The sequence below is a fragment of the Hylemonella gracilis genome (genome assembly GCF_004328645.1).
Taxonomy (GTDB): domain Bacteria; phylum Pseudomonadota; class Gammaproteobacteria; order Burkholderiales; family Burkholderiaceae_C; genus Hylemonella; species Hylemonella gracilis_B.
Genome location: NZ_CP031395.1, coordinates 1,677,182 through 1,700,951, shown reverse-complemented (window position 1 = coordinate 1,700,951; position 23,770 = coordinate 1,677,182). Strand labels below are relative to the sequence as shown.

Below are 23,770 nucleotides of genomic sequence, written 5' to 3'. Positions count from 1 at the left end.
CCGCCCCGGTCATCCGGCCTGGGGTACGTCGCCAACCCGGCTTGGACCCGCCTGCTCACGGTCTTGATGGTCCTGCCCCAGACCCCCTACCTCCGAGGCCGCCCGGCCGACGACAGCTCCCATGTCAGCCGACGAACACTCTTCCCCGCCCCGTGCCTCCACCATGGGCGCACAATTCGCCCGCATGAAATCGACGCTTTCCCGACGCTGGGCCACCCTGCATCCCTTCGCGCGCATCGCCGTGTGGATCACGGGCATCGGCGTGGCCGGCCTACTCAGCGGCTTGGCACTCGTGGCCGTGGCCATGGCCTTCGCCTTCCCCAACCTGCCGGACATCTCCGACCTCTCGGAATACCGCCCCAAGCTGCCCTTGCGCATCTACTCGGTGGAAGGTGACCTGCTGGGTGAGTTCGGCGAGGAGCGGCGCCGCTTCGTGCCCATCGAGAAGATTCCTCGCGCGCTGACGGACGCCGTGCTCGCCATCGAGGACGCCCGTTTCTACCAGCACGGCGGCGTGGACTACGTCGGCATGGCGCGCGCCGTGCTGGCCAACCTGCGGCGCGTCAATAGCCAGGGTGCGTCCACCATCACCATGCAGGTGGCGCGCAACGTCTACCTCTCATCCGAGAAAACCTACACGCGCAAAATCTACGAAATCCTGCTGACGTACAAGCTGGAGCACCTGCTGAGCAAGGACCAGATCCTCGAGATCTACATGAACCAGATTTACCTGGGTCAGCGCGCTTACGGCTTCGCCGCGGCATCGGAAACCTACTTCGGCAAGCCCCTCAAGGACATTTCGATCGCCGAGGCTGCCATGCTGGCGGGCCTGCCCAAGGCACCGTCGGCCTACAACCCCATCAGCAATCCCAAGCGCGCGCGCGCGCGCCAGCTCTACATCATCTCCCGCATGCTGGACAACGGCTTCATCACGGCCGAAGAAGCTGCGGCAGCCCGGGCCGAGGAAATCCAGGTACGGACCCTCAGCACGCAGGGCGAGCGCCCCGGCCAGGGCCACGCCGAATACGCCGCCGAGATCGTGCGCCAGATCATCTTCGCCCAGTACGGCGAGGAAACCTACACCCGTGGCCTGCGCGTGTACACGACCATCCGCTCGGGCGAGCAGGAAGTGGCCTACGCGGCCCTGCGTCGCAGCATCATGGAGTACGAGCGCCGCCAGCCCTACCGCGGCCCTGAAAAAGTCATTCCCCTGCCGGCGCAGACCGCCGACAACACCGACGCCATCGCCGAGACCGTGTCCGAGGCCCTGATGGACCACCCGAACAACGGCGACCTGCTGAGCGCCGTGGTGCTTGAAGCCGAGCCACGCAAGGTGACGGTGATGCGGCAGGATGGGGAAACGCTGGACATCACCGGCAGCGGCCTGCGCTACGCGGCGGACGGCCTGTCTTCGCGGGCCGCGCCCACGGTCAAGATCCGGCGCGGCGCCATCGTGCGCATCCGCCAACACAGCCCCGAAGACCCCGCCAAGAACCAGGCCGCGAGCTGGGAAATCCTGCAACAGCCCGAGGTGGAAGGCGCTTTCGTCTCGCTGGACCCGCGCGATGGCGCGGTGCACGCCATGGTCGGCGGCTTTGACTACGACAAGAACAAGTTCAACCACGTCACCCAGGCCTGGCGCCAGCCGGGCTCGAGCTTCAAGCCCTTTATTTATTCGGCCGCGCTGGAGAAAGGCTTCACGCCGGCCACCGTGGTCAACGATGGCCCGTTGTTCTTCGAGCCCGAGTCCACGGGCGGCCAGCCCTGGGAGCCGAAGAACTATGACGGCGTGTTCGAAGGCCCGATGCCGCTGCGCCGCGCGCTGGCGCGCTCGAAGAACATGGTGTCGATCCGCGTTCTGGACGCCATCGGTCCGCGTTACGCCCAGGAATGGACGGCGCGCTTCGGCTTCGAGCCGCGCCGCCACCCTGCCTACCTGACAATGGCCTTGGGCGCGGGCACCGTCACACCCATGCAGATGGCCGTGGCCTACTCCGTGTTCGCCAATGGAGGTTATCTGGTCGACCCCTGGTTGATCCGCAAGATCACCGATCCCAACGGCAAGGTGCTGGTCGAGACACCCCCCGTGGTGCTGGACGAAAGCATGCGCTCGCTGGAACCGCGCAACGCCTTCATCATGTCCACGCTGTTGCAGGAAGTGGCCCGCGTCGGCACCGCCGCGCGCGCCCAGGCTCAACTCAAGCGCCCCGATATCTACGGCAAGACGGGTACCACCAACGACTCCATGGATGCCTGGTTCGCGGGCTACCAGCCCACGCTGACGGCCGTGACCTGGATCGGCTATGACACGCCACGCAAGCTCGGTGACAAGGAAACCGGCGGTGGCCTGTCCCTGCCGGTGTGGATCAGCTACATGGACTATGCGCTGCGCGGCGTTCCCGTGCAGGAAGTGATCCCACCCGAGGGCGTGACCCAGGTCGGCATCGACTGGATGTACTCGGAACACGCCGAAGACGGGGGCGTCAAATCCCTGGGCCTGGACGAGGACAACGGCGGCATGATGATGACCCTGCCAGGGGGCATCATGCCCAACCTGCCCTACAGCCCGCCCCCACGGATGAACCGCAGGGCGAGGAGCGCTCGCGCATCCTGGACCTGTTCCGTCGCAACTAGTGCAAGGCACGGCGCTGGGGCATCGGCTCGGGGGGCCTAGCGCCTGCGCGAGGCCCTCTCAGCCCGAGAACACCAGGGGCACGTGGGCCTGCTCGCTCGCGTAACGCGACAGGCTGGTGAAGAATTCGCCCTGTCCCTTGGTGTCCATCCAGCGCTGGCCGTCGAACTTGTAGTGAAAACCACCGGCACGCGCTGCCAGCCAGATTTCGTGCAGGGGCTTTTGCAGATTCACCACAATCTGGCTGCGATCGGAAAACACCAGGGTCACCATGCCGCCCGTGCGCTGGTTGTCGATATCGGCATCGCTGTTTTCGTTGATGCGGTCGCAGTTCGCCTCGATGGCGCGCAGCACGGCCTCGGCGCGGTCCAGGAATTCCAGGTCAGTCATACAATTTCGTGATGTTGAAAGCTCGATCGATCGTCCGTGCCACTGTCCGGTCCCTGGCGATTCTAGTCAGCACCCCCGCTTCTTCCCCTCGCCGCGTTTTTGCCCCTGTCGCGCTCGTCGTCATCGGTCTGTCCGGCGCCTTGCTGCTCGCCGGCTGCGGCCAGACCGGTAAGCTCTACCTGCCCAAGAAGGATCCGGCGGCCGCCCATCGGGCCAGCTTGCCACAATCGCTCTGGCCGTTCATGCCTTCGAAAAAGAAAGAAGAGGCACAGCCGCAGGCCGACCAGAACCCAGACACCCAAGACCCTGCGTCCGACATTTTCGCCATCCCAGAAGAACAACCATGACCGCTCCCCTGCTGCCCGGCCACCCGCATCTGGCTTACCGCGCCACCCCGTCTGGCCAGGATCTCTACCTGGAAGGCGCGCGCCTGGCCGATCTGGCCCGCATCCACGGCACGCCGCTGTTCGTCTATTCTCAGCAGGCCATGCTGGACGCGCTGGCCGCGTACCAACGCGGACTGGCCAGCCGCATTGAACAAGGCAAGGCACGCATCTGCTATGCGCTCAAGGCCAATTCTTCGCTGGCCATCCTGCAACTCTTCGCCCGGGCCGGCTGCGGTTTCGACATCGTCTCGGGTGGCGAGCTGGAACGCGTGCTGGCCGCCGGCGGCGATCCGACCCGGGTCATCTTCTCTGGCGTGGGCAAAACCCGCACCGAGATGCGGCAGGCCTTGGATACCGGCATCGGCTGCTTCAACGTCGAGAGCGAGGCCGAGCTGGACGTGTTGAACGACGTCGCGGTGGAGCTTGGCAAGGTGGCGCCGGTGAGCATTCGCGTCAATCCCGATGTGGACGCCAAGACCCATCCCTACATCTCCACCGGTCTCAAGGGCAACAAGTTCGGGATCGCGCACGAGCGCGCCGTGGCCGTCTACCAGCATGCCGCGCGCTTGCCGGGACTGAAGGTGGTAGGCATCGACTGCCATATCGGCTCGCAAATCACCGAGGAAAGACCCTACCTGGACGCGCTGGAGCGTGTGCTGGACCTGGTCGAGGCCATTGAGGCCGCAGGCATCCCACTGCATCACATCGACCTGGGCGGCGGCCTGGGCATCGACTACCACGGCGACACACCACCGGCCGCCGATGCGCTCTGGCACAAGCTGCTGGCCCGACTGGATGCGCGCGGCCACGGCGCCAAGGCGATCTTCATCGAACCCGGCCGCTCCCTGGTCGGCAACGCGGGCGTCTGCCTGACCGAGGTGCTTTACCTCAAGCCCGGCGAGCAGAAGAACTTCTGCATCGTCGACGCAGCCATGAACGACCTGCCCCGGCCAGCGATGTACGAGGCCTACCACCAGATCGTGCCGCTGGCGCCGCGTGACACTGCGCAGGCCAGCGCAGCCGTGAACTACGAAGTGGTGGGCCCCATCTGCGAAAGCGGCGACTGGCTGGGCCATGACCGCATGCTGACCGTTCAGGCGGGGGACCAGTTGGCCGTGCTCTCGGCAGGTGCCTACTGCATGAGCATGGCCAGCAACTACAACACGCGCGGTCGCGCCGCCGAAGTGCTGGTGCGGGGCGAACAGCCCACCCTGATCCGCCGGCGCGAAAGCGCGGCGGACAGCTTCCGCCACGACATCCTGCCCTGATCAGGCGCGGACCGGCACCTGATTCCGGGCATCACGCCAACGGCGCAACAAGCGCCAGCCCAGCAGGCAGCCGAGGATGGCACCGTAGACCGCCACCTCGGCGAAATCCTGTTTGCCCGCGCGCATCCAGTAGAAATGCAGCACGGCCAGAACGGCCACGGCGTAAACCAGCCGGTGCAGTGCCCGCCAGCGTGGCGCACCCAGCGCGCGAATGGCACGGTTGAAGGAAGTCAGCGCCAGGGGCAGCAGCAGCAGCAGCGCGGCGAACCCGACGAGGATGAAGGGCCGCTTGGGAATGTCGCGCACGATCTCGGCCCAGGCGCCTTCGTCCAGGCCCAGGCCCATGTCGAAAACCGCGTAACAGAGGAAGTGCAACAGGGCGTAGAAGAACACGTACAAGCCCAGCATGCGGCGCAGACGCGCCAGTGCCGCCCAGCCGAATTGCTGACGCGCAGGCGTCACCGCAAGCGTCAGGCACAGGAAACGCAAGGTCCATTCGCCAGTGGAGCGGATCAGGTGTTCTGCGGGGTTGGCGCCGAGTTGGTCGGTCCAGGCACCGTGGAACAGGCCGGCGAATGGCAGCAGCGCCAGCACGAAGACCAGTGGCTTGGTCACCGGGTGCAGAAGCAGCTTGTTCATGCGCTGCCCCGGCGCTGACCGGGTTCCTGCGCGGGCACCCGTACATGGAAAGCCCAGTCATTCTCAGTAGTTCTTCTTCAGATCCATGCCCGCGTAGAGCTGCCCCACCTGGGCTTCGTAGCCATTGAAGATCAGGGTCTTGCGCTTCTTGGCGAACAGGTTGTCCTCGCCGATGCGACGCTCGGTGGCCTGGCTCCAGCGGGGATGCGGCACGTCGGGATTCACATTGGAGTAGAAGCCGTACTCGTTGGCCGCCGCCTTGTTCCAGGCTGTGCCGGGCTCCTTTTCGGTGAAGCGGATGGTCACCAGGCTCTTGGCGCTCTTGAAACCGTATTTCCACGGCACCACCAGGCGGACGGGCGCGCCGTTCTGATTCGGCAACACCTCGCCGTACATGCCGAAGTTCAGCAAAGTCAGGGGATGCAGGGCCTCGTCCATGCGCAGGCCCTCGGTGTACGGCCAGTCCAGGATGCGTGAGCCGACGAAAGGCATGGTCTTGCGGTCAGCCAGCGTGACGAACTCCACGTACTTGGCACTGCCCAGGGGCTCCACCTTCTTGACCAGGGCGGACAGCGAATAACCGACCCAGGGAATCACCATGGACCAGCCCTCGACGCAGCGCATGCGGTAGATGCGCTCCTCCATCGGAGCCAATTTGAGCAAGTCTTCCAACGCGAACGTGACCGGCTTCTTCACCAGGCCTTCGATGCTGACCGCCCAGGGCGTGGTCTTGAGCCGATGCGCGTTGCGCGCCGGATCCGACTTGTCAGTGCCGAACTCGTAGTAGTTGTTGTAACTGCTGGCATCCTCGTAAGACGTGCTCTTTTCCATCGTGGCCGCGCCCGCCACGGCGGACTTTGCCCCGGGTAAGGGAGCGAGCTTGCCCGGGCGCGGCGTCTGCGCCCAAGCGTCACGCCCGGCCCAGCCCGCCAGCGCGCCACCCGCGGCACCGGAAGCCATGAGGCGCAACAAATCACGCCGTTGTTGGTAGACGGATGCCGGCGTGATATCGCTGGGAGTCGTATGGTCGTAGCCGTGGTTGCGGGTCTGTATCAGCATGGGGTTGTTCCTTTTCTGCGCACGCAAGCCTACACCCGACGGACAAAACTTGCAGAGTCCTGTCCACCGGACGTTTACATCGTCGATGCGCCGGTTTTCATGGCATGGCTCTTCATCTTCTCGCCGCCCTTCATCATGGCGCCATCCTTCATGGCGCTGTCGGACTGCATCATCTGGCCATCTATTTGTCAGTCGGAACACGGCCGGATGGCGGCGCCCGGACAGGCCGTTTTCCATGCAGACCGTCCTGAATAAGCGTCGGGTAAGCCCAGGGGAAACTTACACCTTTCCTTATTTTTTTGTCTCCCTGTAAGAAATGAACGTCGGGTCCGACTGAACCAAAATGCGCATGGAAATTTCATGACCGCCGCCACCCCATTTGCCAGCACCCTGGCCGCTTTCCGCCCCAAGCTGCTGCGCTTCGCGCGCCTGCAGTTGCGAGACGCCGCGGCTGCGGAAGATGCAGTGCAGGACGCCTTGCTCGCCGCCCTGTCCGGCGCGCATCAATACGCCGGTCGCGCCGAAGTACAGGGCTGGGTCTTCGGCATCCTCAAACACAAGATCGTGGACACGATACGCCAGCAAAACCGCAGCATCAACGCGTCGGCCCTGGGCGCGGACGACGAGGCGCTGGACCAGACGCTGGAAGCACTGTTCGACGCCCACGGCCACTGGACGCTCTCGGCCCGCCCCCAGGGTTGGGGTGACCCACAGGCAGCACTGCGCCAGCACGAATTCTGGGACGTGTTCGACGCCTGCCTCAACCATCTGCCCGAGCACACGGCACGCGTCTTCATGATGCGCGAGTTCCTCGAATTCGAAACATCCGAAGTCTGCCAGCAGCTCGGCATCACAGCCAACCATTGCCACGTGATCCTGCACCGCGCCCGGTTGGCCCTGCGCAGTTGCCTGGAACGGGGCTGGTTCGCCCCCGACATCAAGGAAGACACGCCATGCTGAAGGAAAAATGCCGGCAGGCCACTCGCCTGCTGTCGGAGCAACAGGACCGTCCGCTCGCGCTGGGCGAACAGATCCCGCTAGGCCTGCACCTACTGGCCTGCCCCTACTGCCGCAACTTCAAGATGCAGTTGCGCTTCTTGCGGGAGGCTAGTCAGCGCTGCGCAGGTGGATCAGGTCACAAAGTCCCGTAGCTGTGCAGCCCGGACAGAAACATGTTGACACCGATGAAGGCAAAGGTCGTGACGCCCAGGCCCGCCAGCGCCCACCATGAGGCCACCGTGCCACGCAGGCCTTTCATCAACCGCATGTGCAGCCAGGCCGCATAGTTGAGCCAGACGATGAGGGCCCAGGTTTCTTTCGGGTCCCAGCTCCAGTAGCCACCCCAGGCCTCGGCCGCCCAGAGCGCGCCCAGCACCGTGGCGATGGTGAAGAAGGCGAAACCGACGGCGATGGACTTGTACATCACGTCATCCAGCACCTCGACCGAGGGCAGGCGCTCGGCAATGCGCTTGCGTCCCAGCAGAATGCCCACAACGATGAGCGCCGCGACGATGAAATAGACCAGCCAGTAACTGCCCCCTCCAGCCATCTTCTGGCGGAAGGCGATGGGCACGAAGCACAACACGACGCCGAAGATCCATAGCGGGGCAAGCTTGTACCAGCGCAACCCGTTTTGGGCTTCCCGCTCGGCTTGGCTCTTGATCAGGTAGGCATAAGCCACCATGGCCGCGAGCGAGAAGGTGCCGTAGCCCACGAAATTGGCTGGCACGTGCAGTTTCATCCACCAGCTCTGCAAGGCGGGCACCAGGGGCTGGATGGCATGGGCTTCGCGCACCACGGTGTACCAAAGCAGGAATCCGACCGCCGCGCTGACCACCAGCATCACGAAGGCGCCCATGGCACGCGTCGCGTACTGCTGCTCGAAGTAGAGGTAGAACAGCGCGGTCATCCAGCAAAACAGCACGAACACCTCATAGAGGTTGCTCACCGGAATGTGGCCAATGCTGGGGCCAATCAGATAGCTTTCGTACCAGCGCACCAGGGTGCCAGTCAGCGCCATCACCACCGCGGCCCAGACCAGACGCGAGCCGATCAGCTCCAGCGTGGCCCCCTGGGCGCGGCTGAAGAACATGCCCAACCAATAAAAAACCGTGCTCATGAAGAAGAGCACGCTCATCCAGAGAATCGCGGACTGGCTGGACAGAAAGTACTTGAGCCAGAACACCTGTTCCGCGCGCCCCAGGTCACCCCCCGGCATGCCTTGGGTGTCCACGCCCTGGTAGGACGCGATGGCCAGCAGGGCCAGCAGGGCCACGCCCAGGCTCAGGGCGCGCAGCGGGCGCCAGGACCAGCCCAGCGCGATCAGCGCGGGCATGGACAGCAGCAGGATGGCTTGCTCGTAAACGTCCATCGCCGCGTGGTAGCGCGCGAACGCGTAACCGCCGCCGACCAGCATGAGCAGGGCAAAAACCCAGTCAAAGGCGTTGCGACGGGCGAAGTAGCCCTCGTTCAATGTCAGGGTGGTTGTGTTCATGTCTTCACTCCTTACCGGGCGACGCGTTGGGCAGCAATTGCCCGCGCAGTTGCACGAATTCCTTGTCTGTGTCCAGCGTCTCGCGGTTGGTCGACAGCGCCAGGGTGGCCTGGCTGCCCATGCCGCCGTCCGCGCCAGCCTCTCCCGTGGCGGGTTCCAGCCAGATCCAGAGTCTGCGCTCACGCACGTAGAGCATGGCAAAAATCCCGAGGATCAACAAGGCACAACCCAGATAGACCACGTTCTTGCCAGGCGCACGCGCCACCTGGAACACGCTGGCCTGCACCTGGGTGAAATCGCTCAATTGCAGCACGAAAGGCGCAGGGTAGAACCAGGCATCGCCCAGGGCCAGCACCGCCTGGGCCATCCAGGCCTGGGTCTTGGCATCAGTGGGCAGCGGCGCCAGATGCGCACGTTCGCGCGTCGTCTGCAACAGTTCGAACAGCGCGCCATTGAGGATGCGCATCAGCATCTCGCCCGCGCGCTCGCGGTCGCCTGCGGGCACCTGGCTTTCCATGAAGTCGGCCATGGCTTGCAAACCTCCCACCGGTGCACGCCCTTCCTGCGCCGCCTCCGCGCCAGCGAACAGCATCAAGGCACGCAAGGCCGACGCCGCCAGCTGGCCTTGCAGATCCGGGCGGTTGGCATCCACCATGCGCGCGGCGTAACGGCGCACGGCGCGTTCACGCAAGGCCGGGTCGGCCAGCGCGGCGCGCAGGCGGAAGAAATCCGCGCTGCTGCCTTCGGCATCCGCAGGCACGCGCAGGTAGCGGAAGGGCTCGGCCGGCGTTTCACGCAGGCCCCAGAGGAAGACCGGCGCGCCCTCCCCCAGATCCACCGGCACCATGTAATTGTTGAATTCGCGGGCCTGGCCGGCCGCGTCGCGCAGCTTGTAGCTCACGCTGGGGCCGACGTTGCGCAGGGTCTGAGGGGCGTCGGGCTTGTTGGCCGCGCCCAGGCGCTGGTGCAGCCCGCTCAGGGAACTGCCCAAGTCCACCTTGCGCACGTCCACGCCGGCGTCGCGCGGGCCGCCCGCCCCGGCCTGGGCTTCGGCCATGTTCTCGACGTTGATCACGCGCAGTCCCGTGTACTCCAGCGTCAGTTGCTCGGCACTGCCGCCCGGCATGCCAGCCCCCCGGGTCAGCCGGGTGCTGTCGCCAATCCGGCCTTCAAGCTCGAAGGCCGCACTCACGCCGTCCATCGGCAGGGCACGCAACTTCACGGTGGAACCACCGTCGTCGAAGCTGGACTGGTAAATCTCCACGCCCTTGTAGCTGGCCGGGTGGTTGACCTCCACGCGCGCGGGCCGGGCTTCGCCCGTGGCCTTGTCGTGAATCACGATCTCGCTCGCGAACAGGCGGGGCATGCCCGTGGGGTAGTACTCGACGATGAACTTCTTCAGCTCCACCGCAAAGGGCAAGTCCTGCAACACGATGCCATTGGGCTGGGTGAGGATGGCCGTGTCCGCCGCGGTTCCCTCGGCCACCAACAGGTTGCCGCGGAAAGTGGGGTTGCGCTCGGACAGGCGATGCTCTGGCGCGACCTCGGACACCAACCCACCACCGCTGTACACGGTCTTGCCACCCAGCCACATCTGCGCGCGCACGATCAGATTGCCGTCCAGCAGTCCGCCCAGGCAGATCATCACGATGGCGCTGTGCGCCGCCAGGTAACCGAGCTTGTTGGTCGCACCGGCCTTGGCGGCGATCATCCAGCCGGCGCTCTCGCGCTGCTGCAGCTTGACCTTCCAGCCCCGCGCGGCCAGCACGGCGCCCATGCGCCGCGCGGCGGCCTCGGGCGACTCGTCCAGTGTCGCCTGGGCCCGATGCCGGAAGGCCTGCAGCGCCTGCGCGCGGATGTTTTCCTTATAGGTGCGCAGATCGGTCAGGATCTTGGGCGTGTTGCGCACGATGCACAGCGTCGTGCTGACCACCAGAAAGGCCAGAATCAGCAGGAACCACCAAGCGCTGTAGACCGTGTAGAGGTTCAGCTTGCCGAACACTTCGGCCCAGAACGGACCGAACTGATTGACATAGTTGGCATAGGGTTCCGACTGCTTCAGCACCGTGCCGATCACCGAGGCGATGCAGATCAAGGTCAGCAGCGCGATGGCGAAGCGCATCGAAGCCAGCAGTTCCATGCCACCGCGCAGCCCGCGCGAGGCGCGTGCGCGAAAACCGGACAAGGCGGTGTCGGACGGGGTTTCGGCGGTCACGGAGAGCTCAGGGAAATGGGCATGAAAAAAGCGGGCCTGCCTTGTGAGCAGCCCGCCTTGTTATGGATTTGCTTTGCGGCGGTCGAGGTCTACGCCGGAATCAGCGCAAGCCGGCGATGTAGTCGGACACGGCCTTGATCTCGCGGTCATTCAGCTTGGCCGCGACTTGCGTCATGGGCAAGGAGTTCAGGCGTGTGCCACCGGCCTTGGGATTCGCGGCGCCGGTGCGAAAGGCACTCAGCTGGGCCTCGGTGTAGGCGGCATGCTGACCGGACAGACGCGGGTACTGTGCCGGGATGCCCACGCCATTGGGGCTGTGGCAACCCGCGCAGGCAGCGATCTGGCGATCAGGGATGCCGCCACGGTAGATGCGTTCCCCCAGTTGCACCAGATCCTTGTCGGTCGCGAAGCCGGTCTTGGGCTTCTGCGCGGCCAGCCAGGCGCTGATGTTGACCATGTCCTCGTCGCTCAGCATCGAGGCGAAACCCTTCATCACGACGTTTTCGCGCTTGCCGCTCTTGAACTCCTGCAGTTGCTTGAGCAAATACTGCGGGTGCTGGCCAGCCAGCTTGGGATTGGCCGCGATGGTGGAATTGCCGTCCGCCGCGTGGCAAGCCACGCAGACCGAGGCGAACTTGGCCTCACCCTTGGCCAGATCGGGGGCTGCGACCTTCTGGGCTTCCTCGGCGATGGCAAAGGCGGGCGCTGCCAGCGCGGCAGCCAACATCAGGGGGGCAAACAACTTCATGGTCTGGTTCTAGGGTTGTTGGGCAAAACGGTGGTCGGCCCGGGACCGGCAAGACAGCCCCGATGACCCGGATCAAACGCGGCGATTCTACAATGCGCCGCCCGCCGCGCCTTTTCGCCCGGCATCCGCGCCCCGCGCCTCCCCGCCGCTCCAGCGCCCCACCCTTGCCTGCCCGACGCCATGCCCCCCCACCCGCTCCCAAAGCCCCCCCGCGTCGTGCCACCTCTCGTGCACCCACGCTGCCCCGGAAATCGGTCCCGGCCGCCGCGCCTAAGCACCCCGCGCTGGGCTGGCTGCACACGGCCCGCTTCCTGACCACCTCGCCGGACCTGCACCATTTGCCGGCACTGGAGGTACCGGAAATCGCCTTCGTGGGGCGCTCCAACGCGGGTAAATCCACCTGCATCAACACGCTGACACAGCAAAAGCAACTGGCCTTCGCCTCCAAGAAACCCGGGCGCACCCAGCACATCAACCTGTTCTCGCTGGGCAAACAAGGGGTGACCGATGCCGTGTTGACCGACCTGCCGGGTTACGGTTATGCCGCCGTGCCCAAACAGGACAAGATCCGCTGGCAGCAGGTGATGGCCAACTACCTCGTCACCCGCGAGAATCTGGCCGCGATCGTGCTGCTGTGCGACCCGCGCCATGGCCTGACGGAACTGGACGAGGTGCTGCTGGAAGTCATCCGGCCCCGGGTCGAGCAGGGCCTGAAGTTCCTGATCGTGCTGACCAAGGCAGACAAGCTCACTCGCAGCGAAGGGGCCAAAGCCTTGTCCATCGCCAAGCTGAATGCGGGGGGAGGAGAGGTCCGGCTGTTCTCCGCCACCAAGCGCACAGGGGTGGAAGAGGTGTCCCGCCTGCTGTGGGATTGGACGCACGCGAACTCTGTGCATGAAGACGCTGAAGTCGTCCATCCTCCCGCAATCGCCAACGAAACCACGAAATGAAGAAAATAGCCGCCATCACGATGGCACGCAATGACGAGTTTTTCCTGAACCGTTGGGTGGCCTACTACGGCCCGTTGCTGGGCGAGGAAAACCTGTACATCTACATGGATGGGTTGGATCAGCAAGTGCCCGCCCAGGCTGGGCGCGCCAACGTCACGTTGGTTGAAAAACAAGGCATCAAGGTGGTGGATGCAGAGAACCGCCGCTTGAATTTTCTGTCCGATCGCGCCGCCGAATTGTTGAAGACCTACGACTTGGTCATCGGAACGGATTCGGATGAGTGCCTGATTGTGGATCCAGACACCGGCATGAATCTGCCCCAATACCTGTCAATGCTGGACATTCAAACCAGCATCAGCGGCCTGGGATTGGACGTGGGCCAGCACCTTGCGCGTGAACAAGCGCTGGACAAGTCTCGGCCCATCCTGGCGCAACGGGGCTATGCGCTGATCAATACACGGTTCACCAAAGCCAGCGTGATTGCCAAGCCCGTTCGGTGGGGACGTGGTTTCCATCGCATCCGTGGCCATAATTTCCAGATCGACAAGAATCTGTACCTGCTGCATTTGGGCAACACAGATTACGACGCGCTACTGGCCAAATACCAACACCCTGACATCATTGCCAGAGGCGAGCAAAAACACTTTAAACGTGCGCGTATGCGGGTCGTTCACGACATCACGGAAAAGCGAGCAATCACGGACGAGCGGATATTCAGAATCGCGCGATTCATCCAGACTTGGTTCCGCCCCTTTTATGCCTGGAACAAGCCCGCCATGCTCGGCCTGCGCATCATCGTCCAACTACCGGAACGGTTCAGGCGACTTGCCTGAGCCCCATTCAGATTCAGGCACGCCCAGCCGAGAACACCGGTCCTGCCACCCCAGGCCAAGGAATTGCCTATGCGATATCTTCTTGTCGGAAACGCGCCCATCAACGGCATGGAGGCCAGCATCCGCGATGCGGACGTGATCATTCAAACGAACAAATGCCTGCACGTGGATCTCATCCCACGGGAAAAGACCAAGTACGTCGTCATCACCAACACCGGGACACCTTCGAAAAAAGTAGTCCGCCATGTGCGCAAGCTGACTGCCAGGAAAAAGCTCGGTGATTTCTCTCTGGTGTTCGCCAGAAACGAAGCCTATTCGGAAGAAAAGATACGCCGCCTGAAAGCGGCAGCCAAGGGATTCTTCAGTTTTTTTCGCAGCTACCGGAGCTTTCGCTGTCCCCTGGACAAGAAGGCGATCGCCGCAGAGTTCAAACTGATCGAAATCGACGCGGATTTTTCAGCGGAGCTCGACAAACGCTTGATGGCCCTGGGCATGAAGGAAGATCAATTGCCCAGCACTGGTCTGATTGCTTTCGAATGGATCAAGACGCTGATGCGCTCGGGCGATCACTTGGAGCCCATCGGATTTACGCACCAAGGCTGGGATGGCCACCCGTGGAGCATTGAAGCGCAGTTGGTGCGCCCCTACACCCAAGAATGACCAGGCTCTGTGGATCACCGCCCATGTCTGACCGGCCCGTGATTGTCGTTCGCGATGTGGCAGACGCGAACACCATCAAACGCAAGCCCCTGGCCAAAAATGCCCGGCTGCTGACACTGACCCCAGCCGCTGCGGCCGTGTTTGCAGACGATCCAAGCTACGAAGTGATTCGGACCACGAACGTCTACGGCGACGACCTGCATGCGCGAACCGTCGAGCACTTGAAAGACGGGTTGGAAGAGTTCGACCGGCTCGCTCGATTGCACGGGCTGACGGACACGCAAATCGAAGCCACTCGCATCACCTACTTCTACAAGCTCGCGACTGCTTCCTTTTTTTGGCATTCATTGCGCGGCTTCAAGGAAACCTTCTGGTTGGACACCCGCGGAAAGCTGAAAGGCAGCAGGAATTTTGACGAGGTGTTCGAAGGCGTTTTTGGTGGCTTCATCCACAGGCGGATGCTCAAGCCTGAAGTCGACATCGCAAACCTTGAACAGGACGGCCCGTATTTCCCCCTGCATTTCTGGTTGCTGAAGCTTTACAAGGCCCGCATGGACAGGCTGATGAAAGGCAGGAAGAAACTGCTGATCATCGACAAGGCACGACCTTCTTCGCAAAATTTTGCGCATGCGACCTACAGGCAAGACCCGCGTCTGGTGATCCTGCTGTCCCGTCCTCTGCCCAAAAGTCTACTGAAAACCGTGATCTACATGGCGGGCTCCCTGGTGCTGATGCGCAGCAAGAAGGAGTTCACGGGCACGCGCCTGCCCCGTTACTTCTTCTGGCCGCAAGAAACCAGATCTCACATGCCGGAGATCGAAGGGATCATTGCCGGAGTCCACGACGAATTCCGCAAGGCAACCCTGAAGGTCTCCATAAAGTACCTAGAGAAAGTCATACGGCATGCGCTGGGCCATGAGCTCCAGGTTCCCCTGGACATCGCACAGCTGGCGCCGGACATCATCAGCACGGATTCGCCGTTCACCGGCTTTGCCATCTCCGCCTCTCGCGCGGCCAAGACCATGGGCAAGCAAGTGGTGCTATTCAATCACGCCTCGCACACGCCGCAAACCGAAGAGCCCTCAAAGACGATGGGCGATCTGTGGGCGTCTCTGGGAAGAATTTACAACGACCATTCGACCATTCTTGCAGCGAGGGCGCCCTCGATCGCGGAACTGGTAAAGGAACTGTCCCCCCATGGCGACAAAGTGATTGGCGTTCGTCAGACGCAAAAGCTTGCGCCTCCACAAGGCAATCGCCCGTTTCGGATCCTGTTCGCGGGAAACTACATGGGCTTGCATAACCATATCCCGTGGATGCTGGAGACTCCGGATGAATTTCTCGATGGCATCGCCGAACTGGCCGAGGCCATCAGCCAGATTCCGCAAGCAACGTTGGTGATTCGGGTCAAGGTGAACGCCAAGCCGGAATGCAATCCCGAAACGCTGCGCAAGTTCTTACCGCAGTATCCGAACGTGGCAATCAGCAATGAAGGTACGTTCAAACAGGCACTCGCTGAGTCAGATTTGCTGGTGGCCTGCATCTCAACCACCATCGACGAAGCACTGGGTGCTGGTCGGCCAGTGCTGCTGCATTCCACCCGCGGCCGCTACCAGCATCTGCCGGGCATGTCCACGCCGCCTACAGCGGCGCATCGCAGCGCGGTCTACGTAAGCGGCAAGACACCACTGGTCGTGCTTTTGCAAGGCGTCATAAATGCACATCGAGATCGGCCTTTGAATGAACAGGAGTTGAAAGCCCTTATTTGGCCCGACACCACTCCCAACATGGACGAGTTTGCGCGATTTGTCCTCAGCGCACCTGCAACTCAACCCTGGAACACGAAGACAGTTTAGTCATGCTCCATAGACCGACCATCATCATTCGAGACGAAAAAGAAGCGAGAGTCGTCCAAAGACAGAACTTGCGACGGGGTGCTCGACTTCTGACTTTCACGCCCGCCGCTGCAGCTGTATTCGGTCACGACAGTGGTCATGAGGTGATTCGCTCCTCCGACATCTACAACGACCACATGCATGCTCAAACCGTCATGCACCTGAAGAATGGGCTACTTGAGTTCGAACGACTGGCACGGCAACAAGGTCTGACTGACACACAAGTAGAAGCTGGGCGATGCGCCTACTTTCACGAACTTGGCATAGGCTCATTTTTCTACCAGTCCTTGCAAGGCTTGGAAGAAATTCATTGGGTGGATTCCAATGGCGTCTTGCAGCGCGCGAACACCCCTCAAGAGGCTTTCGAAACCGTCTTTGGTGAGATGTCGCGCGCAAGACTATCCACTTTGGACCCGCTGGATTTGTCATGGATGCATCGAATGCTGATTCGCTTGAACGGCTTCTGCATACGTTTGTTGCTGGCGAATCGAAAGAAGCTGTTGATCATCGACGGGGTCCGACCGTCCTCTCACAGTTTCTCAATTGCCGCTCGCAAACATGATTCGGCGCTGGCGGTCCTTGAAACACCACGCAAACCCCTGAAAACCTCTTCAAAGCCATCAAGGCTGTGCAGCGTTCCTTGGGTCGTGCCCTTCGACTCAGGGGAGGTCTTGCTGCCCCAAGAATGCATCCGCCCACCTACTTTTTCCATCCACATCGCGTCAAGTCACACATGCCTGAGATGAAGGCGGTGACAGCGGGAATTGCGGATGATTTTCGACGCAAGGTCTTTGAGATATCCGAACCGTATATGGAAAGGATCGTCGGGCTCGCACTAGGGTACGAACGCGCGATGCCAGACCAAATGTCGATGCTTAAGCCAGCCGTGATCAGCACGGATGCAATCAACACAAGCTTCAGGATCTCCGCGTGTCGCGTCGCGCGCAAACTCGGAACCCAGGTCGTTCTGTTCAATCATGCTTCTCACACGCCCCAACGCGAGGCGCCGTCCAAAGCGATGGGTGACTTATGGGCTTCTCTCGGCCGTATTTACAGTGACCATGCAACCGTTCTGGCCGTGCGTTTTCCTGCTATTGCTGAGTTGATCCGGGAACTGTCACCGCACGGTGCAAAAGTCATCGGAGTCCGGCAGAACACAGTATTGGCAGTCGCTCATGACAAGCCGACTTTTCAAATCATGTTCGCTGGCAACTACGTGGGCGAAAACAACCACATTCCCTGGATAGTGGAGACGCCGGATGAATTCATCAACGGCATTGCGGAATTGGCTGAAGCAGTTGGCCAGATTCCGGAAGCAAAGCTTGTCGTACGACTGAAGCCACAGAACAACAAGACCGAAATCAACTTGGCCGCGATCAAGCAGTTTGTTCCGCACTACCCCAACGTGGAAATCAGCAACGAAGGCTCGTTCAAGCAGGCACTCGCAGCAACGGATTTGCTGGTGGCCTGCATTTCAACGACCATCGACGAAGCACTGGGTGCTGGTCGGCCGGTGCTGCTGCATTCGGCCCACAACCGCTATCACCATCTACCGGGAATGTCCACGCTGCCTAGCGAAAATCATCGCAACGCGGTCTACGTGAGCGGCAAGACGCCGCTGGTCACACTTTTGAAAGGCATCATTGATGCACATCAAAATCGGCCATTGAATGCTGCCGAATTGAGCACCTATACTTGGCCCACTGGCACTCCCGATATGGACGAGTTCGCCAAAATAGTCCTCAACATGACACGGGCTTACGCCTGACCTTACATCATGAACGAACCGATCAGAATCTTCATTGGTTACGACCGCCGCATTCCGGTAGCGTTTCAGACCTTGGTGCACAGCATCACCGCACGAGCTACGGCACCGGTGACGTTCTGCCCGATCAGCCTGACCAATCTGGGCCGCCTGTACACGCGCGACGTGAATCCGCTGCAATCCACTGAGTTTTCATTTTCCCGCTTCTTCACGCCCTACCTCTCCAATTACGAGGGCTGGTCCATTTTCATGGACAACGACATCATTGCCGTCGATGACATTGCCAAGCTGTGGGCGCTTCGCGATGACAAGTATGCAACCATGGTCTGCAAGCACGAGCATGACCCCGGAGAAGCCGAGAAGTTCATGCACGCCACTCAGACTCGGTATGAGAAAAAGAACTGGTCCAGCGTGATCCTGTTCAACAACGCCAAATGCAAGGCGCTGACGCCGGACTATGTGAATACCGCTACGGGTCTTCAACTCCACCAGTTCAAATGGCTGGAGAACGACAACTTGATTGGCTCTCTGCCGCTGGAATGGAACACATTGGTGGACTACAACCACTTCAAGAATCCGTCGATGCTGCATTACACCGAAGGTGGGCCGTTCTACCCCGACTACAAGGATTGCGGGTACTCCGAGGAATGGTTCCGCGAATACGCGGCGGCGAACAATTGCAAAGAGGCTGATGTATTCCAATTGACAACCACCGCGAAGAGCAAGTTGCAACGCGAGGGTTGATGGCAGCTTCTTCTGGTGCCCGCCATCCGAATCCGGGCACTTGGCGCTTCGACATCGATGGGCTCCGCGCCTTCGCCGTGTTGGCAGTGGTGTTTCACCACTACTTCCCCGGCGCAGTGCGCGGCGGTTTTATTGGTGTCGACGTTTTTTTTGTCATTTCCGGCTACCTGATCGGAGGCGTCCTGTTGGACGCCTTCGCGGAAAACCGCTTCAGCCTGTTGGATTTCTATGCGCGGCGTGCGCGCCGCATTCTTCCGGGCTTGCTGCTGGTGCTGGGCACCTGCCTACTTTTTGGCTATTTCGCTCTGCTGCCCGAAGATTTTGGCAACCTGGGCAAACATGTCGCGAGCGGCGCGGGTTTCGTCTCCAACCTCGTGCTTTTCGGGGAAACCGGCTATTTCGACGAAGCGGGGGCAGTCAAACCCTTGCTTCATCTATGGAGCCTTGGGATCGAAGAACAGTTCTATCTCGTCTTCCCGCTGTTCATTTATCTGGTCTCCCTCGGCACTTGGCGCAAGCAGTCACGTATCGCCGTGGGTATTGGACTGATAACCCTGGCGTCTTTCGGCTGGAATCTCGCGGTCTACAGAATCAACCCGGCGTTTGATTTCTACATGCCCATGACGCGCTTTTGGGAATTGTTGGCTGGTGTGCTGTTGGCTTTTTGGCAGCGACAGAAGCACGCCGCCATCACATCGCCGACACCGCCCCCCGAAAACGATACAAGACGCCGCTACCGGGGTCATAAAGAGCATTGGATGGCCGGGGTCGGCTTTCTTCTCTTGCTACTTTCCCTGAAAGCTCAAGAGCGGCGCTTTCCCGGCATACAAGCACTGGCCCCCGTGTTGGGTACTGTTTTGCTGATTGCCGCCGGCACGAGGGCGGGCAACCCCACCCCATTCAACAGATTTTTAAGTTGGCGGCCGTTGGTGTGGATCGGCCTCATCAGCTACCCCCTTTACCTATGGCACTGGCCTTTGCTGGTTTTTCCCCGCATCATTCTGGGGGAAATGCCGGCCTTCGGCTTGCGCTGGATATTGCTTGGTGCGGCAATCATTCTGGCTGCGCTGACCTACAAACTGGTGGAGCGACCTCTGCGGTTTGGCAAGTTTCTCGGGGCCAAAGCCATCGGACTGACTGTCGCACTGACGCTTGCAGGCTTGACAGGTTATGGCATCCACCTGTCGACATCGGGTGAACCCGCGACTGAGGAGACGGGCCGGCATCGACTGGTTGACCGATCCACCGCCGAAAACAGTGACGAGGCTTGCCGCCTGCGATTTGGTGATTTGTACAAGGACCTCCTCGCAAATCCGGACTTTTCCGGAGGCACGGGGAAGTTCTTACCGTACTGCCGCTACCACAATGCGCAAGGAGCCCGGACTGCAGTCCTCTGGGGTGATAGCCACGCACTGGCCGCTTACGAAGCCGTCGCAGACTACAACGCCAGCCTCGGACTCAACACGTGGCTGGTGGGACGCTCCGCTTTCAGACACGGCATTCCTGCAAAGGCGCTGCCCAGTGTAATAGACCGGATCGCGCTCAGCATTCGGCAGAATGCAGAAGTACATTCCGTGTTCCTGATCATGAGCGCGGAGAAAATGGACTCGGAACGGGTGCAACGTGTGCTGCAACCGATCATCGATCGTATGAATCAACTGGGCAAGCACGTTTATGTACTTGCGGACAACCCGGAACTTACTTTCGATCCACGCATGCTCGAACCTGGGCAGCCATTGCGCGCTGTCTTACACCTAATGCAAGGCACATCGGCCTCGCCACGCTTACTAAAAGCTCAAGTGCTTACCCGGCAAAAGGATTACTTGGCTGCGTTGAGTCAGTTGCATGGTGTAACCATCATTCCCAGCATCGATGCATTTTGTCCTATTGACGAATGCTTGCTTTTCAATGAAGAGGGGGCAAGTTTGTACCGAGATGAAGACCATCTTTCGCGATACAGTGGAGGGCGTTTCCTTGTGAGCAAAGTGCTTAAGCCATACCTCGATGCGATGGCGCGTTGAAAATGTCAGATCAAGCCCTATCACCTATGTCCTCGCCATCGTCCAATCTACTTGATGCATGGAGGCGTCTGCTTCTAAATACTCTGACATTCGGCGTATTTGGGGCTCTGTTTCTTCAGAGCCAAAAAATGGTTGGCACATCCTGGGTTGCCTTGTTTGCTTTCATCACCGTGTGGGCCCATGCGGAAACACGATCCGGCATACGCTCTATCTTCTTGCACGCCAAGCAACCAGATTTGCGTTGGATTGCCTGGCCATTTCTGCTTTGGGGGCTGATGTCGGGATTGTTCTTCCTAAGTTCTCCCGTGCCTTTGGAGAAGGCCTATATCTACAACTACTGGCAGTACGTTTTAATTTTGGTTTTGAGCGTGCTCGTTCTAGCAACTGTCACCCATGCAAGTCCCAATAGCCTGCTTTGGGGGCTTGTTGTCGCAGCATTGCTTGCCACTTGGCATGGTGTACATGACACCGCCATCCAGGGACTGGCACGCGCGGGTGAACTCAGCGGCTCTCCGATTCGCTTCGGCAATTGGAGCATGATAGCTGCCATGCTCTTGATTCTTTTCAGTGCACTGTCCACGCAAATGCGCGCTCGATGGCGTGTCTGTCTGCTCGCACTTGCCATGCTGGCAATGTTTGCCAGCATGGCATCGGGCTCGCGCTCGTCCTTGTTGCCACTGCCACTACTTATTGGCTTACTGCTGACATTTCGCAAAGACCGCTTTCACCGCTGGATGCTGGTTCTCGGACTGGTGGGGACAATACTCAGTGGCGTACTCTTGTTGAACTCTCATACCTTGCAGCAAAAGTTACGTTTAACTGAAATGGTATATGACATCCAGCAGGTCAAAAAGGAAAATTTCGATACTTCGATTGGTGCACGCTTCGGCATGTGGGAAGCGGCTTGGCAGATGTTCTTACGACATCCGTTCATAGGTATAGGAATTACCGAGTACCAACCCGAACTCAAACGCATGATCGTTCAGGGTGACATCCCGGCTTTCCATCCATGGAGCCATGCTCATTCAGACATCTTGCACACGATGGCCACACGCGGGAGCGTAGGATTGCTGGCTTATCTCGGGATAATTCTCGGACCATTGGTTTTCTTCATCCGTTGCTTGCGGCATGCAATTTCGATCGGAGACGCTCATCAGCGCGCCCACGCAGCAGCTGGAATACTGACGATTGGCTCCGTGTTTGCGTTTGGACTTGTCAGCGTGGTGATATACAAGTCTGCGTTCAATGGCATGACTTACGCCCTGCTCGTCTGCGTCCTGGCGGCGCAATTGGTCATGGCGAGACGGGCCGAAGTGGCCCAGCCTATGCGTTAGCATGCCAAGTTAAGGAGATTCCCAATGACCCAGCCCACACCACCACTCACCACTATTTCTGCAACCTATCTGGCAGAGCAGCAGAAACTGCATAAAAGCCGGCGGTATGGTGTGGCGTCGGTCATGTATGCGCCGCTGGTTAGCCAGTTGATCAAGCTGAGCGGCGTGCAGTCGCTGGCTGATTACGGCGCGGGCAAGCGTGCGCTGAAGCACAAGTTGGACACCATGGGACACGGTGCCGTCCGTTATCACCCCTATGATCCCGTGTTTCCCGAATATGGTTCGCCGCACCCCGCAGACCTCGTGTGCTGCATCGATGTGTTGGAACACATCGAGCCGCATCTGCTAGATGGTGTGCTCGACGACCTTGCAGGTATCACCAAGAGCTATGGGCTCTTCTCGATTCACACAGGTCCCGCAAAGAAAATATTGAGTGACGGGCGCAACGCCCACATCATCCAAGAGGCGCCCAGTTGGTGGCTGCAGCGCCTGACTGCGCGATTCGAGATTCTCTATCTCCAACCGGTGCGACAAGGTTTTTGGGTTCTCGTCGCGCCACGCGGTTCCTATGAAAGCACTGTTGCTGCGCTTGATCTGAAAAAGCTGGCCAAGGCATCGGCCGCAGCCTTCCCGATCAAACAGCCCAAGCGAAGAGGCATTCTGGGACGTATCGAAAAGTGGTTACAACGGTAAAGCCTTCCCGCATTCGGTCGCCTATCTGATTTCTACTTCGGCGAGGTACGACGTATACCACTCGACGAACTTCTGAACGCCTACAGCAACCGGAATGTCCGGACGAAACTCTGTCAAAGCTTCGAGCAATTCAGGTGCTGCATAAGTACGCGGAACATCACCTTGCTGCATGGGCAGCATGTTCCGCAGGGCCGGACGACCGACCGCTTGCTCCACCGTCTCAACGAATTTCATCAGCTCGACAGGCTGCCCGCCACCAATATTGACGACGCGAAAGGGCGCATGCTGCGACAACGTGTCGATATTCGTAACCCGATTATTCTCACCCGGCATCACCCGCATCAATCTGACGATGCCTTCGATCAAATCATCGATGTAGGTGAAATCGCGGCTCATTTTCCCTTCACCATAGATATCGATCGCTTGGCCGCGCAAGATGCTGTCCACGAACTTGAACAATGCCATGTCGGGACGGCCCCAGGGGCCATAGACGGTGAAGAAGCGGAATGCAGTCGTCGGAATCTTGTGCAGATGGGCATAACTGTGCGCCATCAACTCGCCTGATTTCTTCGTCGCCGCGTACAACGTCATGGGTTCGTCGGCGCGATCTATTTCGGCAAAGGGGATTTTTTCGTTGGAACCGTAAATGGATGAAGTGGAAGCAATAAGCAGGTGCTCAGGACGGTGTTCTTTCGCCAATTCCAGCATGTTCCACGTGCCAATCAAATTGGAATCCACATATGCCTTGGGATTCTCCAAGCTATAACGCACGCCCGCCTGCGCCGCCAGATGGACAATGACGTCTGGCTTGTCGTAGCTGGCGGCCTTGTCCAGTACGGCCTTGTCTTCTAACATTCCGATCACCGGCGTGAACGTACCGAACTCACTCAAAATGGCGTGGCGGCGTTCTTTCAGGCGTGGGTCGTAATACTTGGTCATGCCATCGAAACCGACCACGGAATGCCCCTCTTGCAGCAGACGTTGAGCGAGATGGAACCCAATGAATCCGGCGGTGCCAGTAATCAGGTAATGTTTTTTTTGCAT

General features: G+C 60.4%; 21 protein-coding genes and 1 pseudogene. 15 read left to right on the top strand and 7 right to left on the bottom strand.

All coding sequences use genetic code 11. The features are described 5' to 3' along the window. The first annotated feature begins 121 nt into the window (after positions 1-121). Positions 122-2,634: pseudogene (locus DW355_RS08005) on the top strand (penicillin-binding protein 1A). Between the two features lie 58 nt (positions 2,635-2,692). Here DW355_RS08005 and cyaY read toward each other — a convergent pair. Then, a complete protein-coding gene (gene cyaY, locus DW355_RS08000) occupies positions 2,693-3,022 on the bottom strand; it encodes an iron donor protein CyaY (protein ID WP_131279085.1) in 330 nt (109 codons plus the stop codon). An 11-nt stretch (positions 3,023-3,033) separates the two neighbouring features. Here cyaY and lptM point away from each other — a divergent pair, with 11 nt between their 5' ends. Together lptM and lysA are read left to right on the top strand one after the other, a co-directional pair. After that, the gene (lptM, locus tag DW355_RS07995) at positions 3,034-3,369 is read left to right on the top strand and encodes an LPS translocon maturation chaperone LptM (protein WP_207388100.1); all 336 of its coding nucleotides are present in this window, start codon (positions 3,034-3,036) and stop codon (positions 3,367-3,369) included. Beyond that, positions 3,366-4,676, top strand: a complete 1,311-nt coding sequence (gene lysA / locus DW355_RS07990) for a diaminopimelate decarboxylase (protein ID WP_131279083.1) — start codon at positions 3,366-3,368, stop codon at positions 4,674-4,676. The genes lptM and lysA overlap by 4 nt, the downstream gene beginning before the upstream one ends. Here the strand turns inward: lysA and DW355_RS07985 are convergent, their stop codons facing one another. Continuing rightward, positions 4,677-5,315: a sulfite oxidase heme-binding subunit YedZ gene (locus DW355_RS07985; protein ID WP_131279081.1), complete on the bottom strand. Its 639-nt coding sequence runs from the start codon at positions 5,313-5,315 to the stop codon at positions 4,677-4,679. It abuts the gene before it with no gap. Positions 5,316-5,378: 63 nt separating this feature from the next. After that, a complete protein-coding gene (gene msrP / locus DW355_RS07980) occupies positions 5,379-6,374 on the bottom strand; it encodes a protein-methionine-sulfoxide reductase catalytic subunit MsrP (protein WP_131279079.1) in 996 nt (331 codons plus the stop codon). A gap of 360 nt (positions 6,375-6,734) precedes the next feature. On the opposite strand from msrP, the gene DW355_RS07975 reads away from it, so the two are divergent. Together DW355_RS07975 and DW355_RS07970 are read left to right on the top strand one after the other, a co-directional pair. Continuing rightward, positions 6,735-7,334: a sigma-70 family RNA polymerase sigma factor gene (locus tag DW355_RS07975; RefSeq protein WP_131279077.1), complete on the top strand. Its 600-nt coding sequence runs from the start codon at positions 6,735-6,737 to the stop codon at positions 7,332-7,334. Continuing rightward, positions 7,328-7,525 carry a zf-HC2 domain-containing protein gene (locus tag DW355_RS07970; RefSeq protein WP_131279075.1) on the top strand — a complete coding sequence of 66 codons (198 nt, stop codon included), beginning with the start codon at positions 7,328-7,330 and terminating at the stop codon, positions 7,523-7,525. Before DW355_RS07975 ends, DW355_RS07970 begins: the two co-directional genes overlap by 7 nt. Here the strand turns inward: DW355_RS07970 and ccsB are convergent. The 3 genes from ccsB to DW355_RS07955 all read right to left on the bottom strand — a co-directional run bounded on the left by ccsB (position 7,510) and on the right by DW355_RS07955 (position 11,831). Further along, positions 7,510-8,868: a c-type cytochrome biogenesis protein CcsB gene (gene ccsB, locus DW355_RS07965; protein ID WP_131279073.1), complete on the bottom strand. Its 1,359-nt coding sequence runs from the start codon at positions 8,866-8,868 to the stop codon at positions 7,510-7,512. The genes DW355_RS07970 and ccsB overlap by 16 nt on opposite strands. A gap of 4 nt (positions 8,869-8,872) precedes the next feature. Further along, positions 8,873-11,008, bottom strand: a complete 2,136-nt coding sequence (locus DW355_RS07960; RefSeq protein WP_131282489.1) for a cytochrome c biogenesis protein ResB — start codon at positions 11,006-11,008, stop codon at positions 8,873-8,875. A gap of 175 nt (positions 11,009-11,183) precedes the next feature. Beyond that, positions 11,184-11,831 (bottom strand): c-type cytochrome, encoded by a 648-nt coding sequence (locus DW355_RS07955; RefSeq protein WP_131279071.1) that lies wholly within the window; start codon positions 11,829-11,831, stop codon positions 11,184-11,186. Positions 11,832-12,115: 284 nt separating this feature from the next. Here DW355_RS07955 and yihA point away from each other — a divergent pair, with 284 nt between their 5' ends. The 10 genes from yihA to DW355_RS07905 all read left to right on the top strand — a co-directional run bounded on the left by yihA (position 12,116) and on the right by DW355_RS07905 (position 22,726). Beyond that, positions 12,116-12,781, top strand: a complete 666-nt coding sequence (gene yihA, locus DW355_RS07950) for a ribosome biogenesis GTP-binding protein YihA/YsxC (protein ID WP_431733233.1) — start codon at positions 12,116-12,118, stop codon at positions 12,779-12,781. Beyond that, a complete protein-coding gene (locus DW355_RS07945) occupies positions 12,778-13,614 on the top strand; it encodes a glycosyltransferase family 2 protein (RefSeq protein WP_131279069.1) in 837 nt (278 codons plus the stop codon). Before yihA ends, DW355_RS07945 begins: the two co-directional genes overlap by 4 nt. 69 nt (positions 13,615-13,683) lie before the next feature. Continuing rightward, positions 13,684-14,274: a hypothetical protein gene (locus DW355_RS07940; protein ID WP_131279067.1), complete on the top strand. Its 591-nt coding sequence runs from the start codon at positions 13,684-13,686 to the stop codon at positions 14,272-14,274. A gap of 23 nt (positions 14,275-14,297) precedes the next feature. Further along, complete coding sequence (locus DW355_RS07935) at positions 14,298-16,130, top strand: hypothetical protein (RefSeq protein WP_131279065.1); 1,833 nt, start codon at positions 14,298-14,300, stop codon at positions 16,128-16,130. A gap of 2 nt (positions 16,131-16,132) precedes the next feature. Continuing rightward, positions 16,133-16,915, top strand: a complete 783-nt coding sequence (locus DW355_RS07930) for a hypothetical protein (protein WP_131279062.1) — start codon at positions 16,133-16,135, stop codon at positions 16,913-16,915. Then, positions 16,903-17,937, top strand: coding sequence for a hypothetical protein (locus DW355_RS07925; protein WP_131279060.1), 1,035 nt, complete (start codon positions 16,903-16,905; stop codon positions 17,935-17,937). The genes DW355_RS07930 and DW355_RS07925 overlap by 13 nt, the downstream gene beginning before the upstream one ends. 9 nt (positions 17,938-17,946) lie before the next feature. Then, positions 17,947-18,678 carry a glycosyltransferase gene (locus DW355_RS07920; RefSeq protein ID WP_131279058.1) on the top strand — a complete coding sequence of 244 codons (732 nt, stop codon included), beginning with the start codon at positions 17,947-17,949 and terminating at the stop codon, positions 18,676-18,678. Next, on the top strand, positions 18,678-20,699 hold the full coding sequence (locus tag DW355_RS07915; RefSeq protein WP_131279056.1) for an acyltransferase family protein: 2,022 nt from the start codon (positions 18,678-18,680) through the stop codon (positions 20,697-20,699). The genes DW355_RS07920 and DW355_RS07915 overlap by 1 nt, the downstream gene beginning before the upstream one ends. A 128-nt stretch (positions 20,700-20,827) precedes the next feature. Next, a complete protein-coding gene (locus tag DW355_RS07910; RefSeq protein ID WP_165493150.1) occupies positions 20,828-22,033 on the top strand; it encodes an O-antigen ligase family protein in 1,206 nt (401 codons plus the stop codon). A gap of 24 nt (positions 22,034-22,057) precedes the next feature. Further along, entirely contained in the window at positions 22,058-22,726 is a 669-nt protein-coding gene (locus DW355_RS07905; protein ID WP_131279052.1) for a hypothetical protein, read from the top strand. A gap of 21 nt (positions 22,727-22,747) precedes the next feature. On the opposite strand, the gene DW355_RS07900 is transcribed toward DW355_RS07905, so the two are convergent. Further along, the gene (locus DW355_RS07900) at positions 22,748-23,770 is read right to left on the bottom strand and encodes an NAD-dependent epimerase/dehydratase family protein (protein ID WP_131279050.1); all 1,023 of its coding nucleotides are present in this window, start codon (positions 23,768-23,770) and stop codon (positions 22,748-22,750) included.

What these genes read in the sequence shown, in the direction of transcription:
- msrP (WP_131279079.1), bottom strand. Translation starts at nt 6,374, where the DNA reads ATGCTGATACAGACCCGCAACCACGGCTACGACCATACGACTCCCAGC.
- DW355_RS07985 (WP_131279081.1), bottom strand. Translation starts at nt 5,315, where the DNA reads ATGAACAAGCTGCTTCTGCACCCGGTGACCAAGCCACTGGTCTTCGTG.
- DW355_RS07970 (WP_131279075.1), top strand. Translation starts at nt 7,328, where the DNA reads ATGCTGAAGGAAAAATGCCGGCAGGCCACTCGCCTGCTGTCGGAGCAA.
- DW355_RS07960 (WP_131282489.1), bottom strand. Translation starts at nt 11,008, where the DNA reads ATGGAACTGCTGGCTTCGATGCGCTTCGCCATCGCGCTGCTGACCTTG.
- DW355_RS07930 (WP_131279062.1), top strand. Translation starts at nt 16,133, where the DNA reads ATGCTCCATAGACCGACCATCATCATTCGAGACGAAAAAGAAGCGAGA.
- DW355_RS07910 (WP_165493150.1), top strand. Translation starts at nt 20,828, where the DNA reads ATGGTTGGCACATCCTGGGTTGCCTTGTTTGCTTTCATCACCGTGTGG.
- cyaY (WP_131279085.1), bottom strand. Translation starts at nt 3,022, where the DNA reads ATGACTGACCTGGAATTCCTGGACCGCGCCGAGGCCGTGCTGCGCGCC.
- ccsB (WP_131279073.1), bottom strand. Translation starts at nt 8,868, where the DNA reads ATGAACACAACCACCCTGACATTGAACGAGGGCTACTTCGCCCGTCGC.
- DW355_RS07920 (WP_131279058.1), top strand. Translation starts at nt 17,947, where the DNA reads ATGAACGAACCGATCAGAATCTTCATTGGTTACGACCGCCGCATTCCG.
- DW355_RS07940 (WP_131279067.1), top strand. Translation starts at nt 13,684, where the DNA reads ATGCGATATCTTCTTGTCGGAAACGCGCCCATCAACGGCATGGAGGCC.
- lysA (WP_131279083.1), top strand. Translation starts at nt 3,366, where the DNA reads ATGACCGCTCCCCTGCTGCCCGGCCACCCGCATCTGGCTTACCGCGCC.
- DW355_RS07905 (WP_131279052.1), top strand. Translation starts at nt 22,058, where the DNA reads ATGACCCAGCCCACACCACCACTCACCACTATTTCTGCAACCTATCTG.
- lptM (WP_207388100.1), top strand. Translation starts at nt 3,034, where the DNA reads ATGTTGAAAGCTCGATCGATCGTCCGTGCCACTGTCCGGTCCCTGGCG.
- DW355_RS07945 (WP_131279069.1), top strand. Translation starts at nt 12,778, where the DNA reads ATGAAGAAAATAGCCGCCATCACGATGGCACGCAATGACGAGTTTTTC.
- DW355_RS07975 (WP_131279077.1), top strand. Translation starts at nt 6,735, where the DNA reads ATGACCGCCGCCACCCCATTTGCCAGCACCCTGGCCGCTTTCCGCCCC.
- DW355_RS07925 (WP_131279060.1), top strand. Translation starts at nt 16,903, where the DNA reads ATGCCTGAGATGAAGGCGGTGACAGCGGGAATTGCGGATGATTTTCGA.
- DW355_RS07935 (WP_131279065.1), top strand. Translation starts at nt 14,298, where the DNA reads ATGTCTGACCGGCCCGTGATTGTCGTTCGCGATGTGGCAGACGCGAAC.
- DW355_RS07955 (WP_131279071.1), bottom strand. Translation starts at nt 11,831, where the DNA reads ATGAAGTTGTTTGCCCCCCTGATGTTGGCTGCCGCGCTGGCAGCGCCC.
- DW355_RS07900 (WP_131279050.1), bottom strand. Translation starts at nt 23,770, where the DNA reads ATGCAAAAAAAACATTACCTGATTACTGGCACCGCCGGATTCATTGGG.
- DW355_RS07915 (WP_131279056.1), top strand. Translation starts at nt 18,678, where the DNA reads ATGGCAGCTTCTTCTGGTGCCCGCCATCCGAATCCGGGCACTTGGCGC.